This is a genomic window from Tissierella sp., assembly GCF_052089545.1.
Taxonomy (GTDB): domain Bacteria; phylum Bacillota; class Clostridia; order Tissierellales; family Tissierellaceae; genus Tissierella_A.
Window position 1 is genome coordinate 1 of the sequence record NZ_JBQDAA010000238.1, and the last position, 3,311, is coordinate 3,311.

At 32.3% G+C, this 3,311-nt stretch carries 4 protein-coding genes; 1 reads left to right on the forward strand and 3 read right to left on the reverse strand.

What is annotated here, in order from left to right; genetic code table 11:
- Window positions 1–628, reverse strand: a 628-nt coding sequence (locus tag ACTHW2_RS12215) for a YeiH family protein (protein WP_442264189.1), incomplete at its 3' end; no start/stop codon positions are given.
- Between the two features lie 120 nt (window positions 629–748).
- Between ACTHW2_RS12215 and ACTHW2_RS12220 the strand changes: the two genes are divergently transcribed.
- Entirely contained in the window at window positions 749–1,639 is an 891-nt protein-coding gene (locus ACTHW2_RS12220) for a LysR substrate-binding domain-containing protein (RefSeq protein WP_442264192.1), read from the forward strand.
- 30 nt (window positions 1,640–1,669) lie between these two features.
- Here ACTHW2_RS12220 and ACTHW2_RS12225 read toward each other — a convergent pair whose 3' ends face one another.
- Together ACTHW2_RS12225 and ACTHW2_RS12230 are read right to left on the reverse strand one after the other, a co-directional pair.
- Window positions 1,670–2,293: a phosphatase PAP2 family protein gene (locus ACTHW2_RS12225; RefSeq protein ID WP_442264190.1), complete on the reverse strand. Its 624-nt coding sequence runs from the start codon at window positions 2,291–2,293 to the stop codon at window positions 1,670–1,672.
- A gap of 85 nt (window positions 2,294–2,378) precedes the next feature.
- Window positions 2,379–3,311 (reverse strand): dihydrolipoyl dehydrogenase family protein (locus ACTHW2_RS12230; RefSeq protein WP_442264191.1); only part of this gene is annotated, 933 nt, incomplete at its 5' end.

Genomic DNA, 3,311 nt, shown 5'->3' on the forward strand with positions numbered 1-3,311 from the left:
AGTTACCGGCTGCATCTGAAAAAGCATATCCTGCCGCAACAACTGAAGATGTATCATTTACAGCTGTTCCAGTCCATAGTCCAAATCCTAGATCGCTCATTCCAAAAAACTTTCCAGCTATAGGGAACAAAATTACCATTAGTATGTCAAAGATAAATGTAGCTGATATTGCATATGCAATATCTTTTGTTTCAGCTTCTATGGTAGGCGCTATAGCAGCTATAGCAGAGCCTCCACATATACCGGTTCCAGCTGATATAAGACTTGATAACTCCCAATTCATATTAAAAAGCTTTCCTATATAGTATCCGCCACCAAAAGCTGTAGCAAGTGTAAATACCATTACAAATAGGGAGTATTTACCTACCTCTAAAACTTGTGTAAAGCTTAAAGTTGCCCCCATAAGTATAATAGCAATTTTTAGAATAGACTTGGAAGTAAATCTTACTCCCTTCTTAAATGAACCTACTCCACTAATTATTGGATTAATAGCCATTCCTATGAGAAGGGAGAAAACTCCTGGACTGATCAATCCTCCTGGTATAAAAGAACTTATTAAACTAGCTAGGTAAGCTAGTATCATTGCTAAGATTATTCCTGGTGTATATTTTTTAAATAAATTTGCCAACTCTTCACATCCTTTATAGATTTTATTTTGAATCTATTATTGATTATACTCCCCTAGTAGTATAAAATCCAATTATGAATCTTTATGTATTCATAAGTAATATTTATAGGAGTTGATAATATTTTAGATAATAAATTAAATACTTTTTTAACATTAGCTAAAGTTTTAAATTATACAAGGACTGCAAAAATCTTGCACATAACTCAGCCTGCTGTTACTCAACATATAAAAGCTTTGGAGTCAGCTTATAAAGTGGAGTTGTTCCAATATAAAAATAAAAATTTAAGCCTTACAAAAGAAGGTCAAATTCTTTATGATTTTGCTACAGCCATGAAAACAAGTTCTGACAAAGTTAAAAACAAGCTATTAAAGAGTAGTGAAGGTAATATTTCTTTAAGGTTTGGTGCAACTCTTACAATCGGTGAGTATACTATGGCGCCTCTAGTAAAGAAGTTGCTTAAAAACTACCCTGGTATAAATCTAAATATGAAAGTCTCCAATACGCAAAACTTGCTTTTCAGCCTACAGGAAGGAAATATTGATTTTGCTATTTTGGAAGGCCATTTTGATAAATCCAAATATGGTTATATTAAATTTAAGGAAGAAGATTTTATAGGAATTTGTTCACCTTCCCATCCATTTGCCCATAAGAAAATAGATTTTAATGACATTCTTTTAGAAAATTTAATACTGAGAGAAAATGGATCTGGAACCCGGGATATTTTTGAAAAAGTTTTACATGAATTCAACTTTACCCTAGAAAGCTTAAAAAATTTTATAGAAATTGGTAATATGAAAATAATAAAAAGTCTTGTTAGTGATAATTTTGGAATAAGCTTCTTATATAAAGAAAGTGTAAAGGACGAGATAAAGGAGGGGAAGATTAAAGAAATTCATATACAAAACTTTAATATAAAGCGGGAGTTTAATTTTGTATATTTAAAAGAAAGCTTACATGCTGAAGAATATAAGTCTTGGTTCGATTTTTTCTTATCCCAGCTGGAAAGTTAAAAGCTTATCTACTGTCTAGTAGATAAGCTTTTAAACTCTTATTATTCTTTTGCTCCAGCTGTACAATAAATACCCAACAATATAACCTCCTATTATATCAGTAGGCCAATGCACACCTAAGTACATCCTACTTAATCCCATAAGTAATATATAGACACCTACTAGGCCTTTTAATAATAGCCTCTTATTCCTCTTTCTTTCTCCCCTTATCAAAAGGTATAGCAAGGCTAGGTACATACTCATAACCACCATAGAATGACCGCTTGGATAGCTTAGACCGCCTTGTTCCACTAAGGACAAGTGGAATGGCCTAACTCTATTGAATACCTGCTTTAATAAGACGTTTAAAAGGAAGCTGCCAAGAGTATTAACCAGTAAAAATATACTTTCAAATATATTTTTCTTATACATATTATAAACTAGTACAAGAGTTATAAAAGGCACGATAAACTTTTCTGATCCTAAAAAAGATATGACTTTCATTATTTCTAAAACAATTGGTTCTGTATCCCTATGCAAGAAATTTAATATTCTCCTATCAAATAAAATACCTTCTGAAGAATTTCTTACAAAAAAACCTATAGTTAGAAAAACCAGTAAAAGGAAAACTTCTAAAATAATTCCCTTGCTTTTACCACTTTTTATTTTTTCCATATTTCACCTCTTGAGAGTAATAGTATATTTAGGGTAAAAAAATAAGAAAGATAAATATTTATCTTTCTTATTTTAACTGTTTAATTTATTTTTTCTTTCTTTTTCTTCTTTTCTTTCTTTTCCTAGGTGGTGCCATATGAATAGCCTTACCATCTAAGCCATCAATTGCCTCTATAAAGGATTCACTAAGTGTTGGATGTGCATGTATAGTTCTTTGTATTGCATCAATTCCAAGTCCATTAGAGATAGCAAGAGCACCTTCGTGTATCAAGTCGTTAGCATGAGGGCCCATTATAGTAACTCCTAGAAGCCTATTGTCTTCTTTAGAGCTAAACACTTTAATAAAACCTTCTCCTTCTTCTAGGGATAATGCTTTACCGTTAGCAGCAAATAAGAATTTACTTGAATTAAATTCTACGCCTTGCTCTTTTAATTCATCTTCAGTTGGTCCTACAAAGGAAACCTCTGGTAAAGTAAATACACAACTTGGCCATACGTTAAGATTAACATCAGGTTCTTCACCAAGAATTTTTTCAACTACAAAAGTTCCTTGGGCAGATGCAACGTGTGCAAGTTGAACTCCGTCATCATTTACATCTCCTATTGCATAAATTCCTTCTATATTTGTTTCATAATTATCATTAACCTTAATTCCGTGCCTATCGTATTCTATACCAACATCTTCTAGCCCAAGACCTTCAACTACAGGACCTCTTCCTGATGCAGCTAGAACATAGTCAGCCTCCACTACTTCTTCTTTGTCTTTTTCTTTATATTTGGCAGTAACTTTTAATTTGCCACCGCTTTTTTCTATCTCTTTAGCTCTTATATCAGTATAAACATTCATACCTTGCTTTTTAAAGAACATAGGAAGTCTTCTTGCTATTTCCCTATCCATGTTTTTAAGAATTCTAGAAGCTAAAAGAGTAACTTGAGTTCCTAGTTCTTGGTATATACTTGCAAATTCAAGACCTATAACTCCTCCTCCTATTACAACTAAGCTTTCTGGTATCTCTTC

What these genes read in the sequence shown, in the direction of transcription:
- ACTHW2_RS12225 (WP_442264190.1), bottom strand. Translation starts at nt 2,293, where the DNA reads ATGGAAAAAATAAAAAGTGGTAAAAGCAAGGGAATTATTTTAGAAGTT.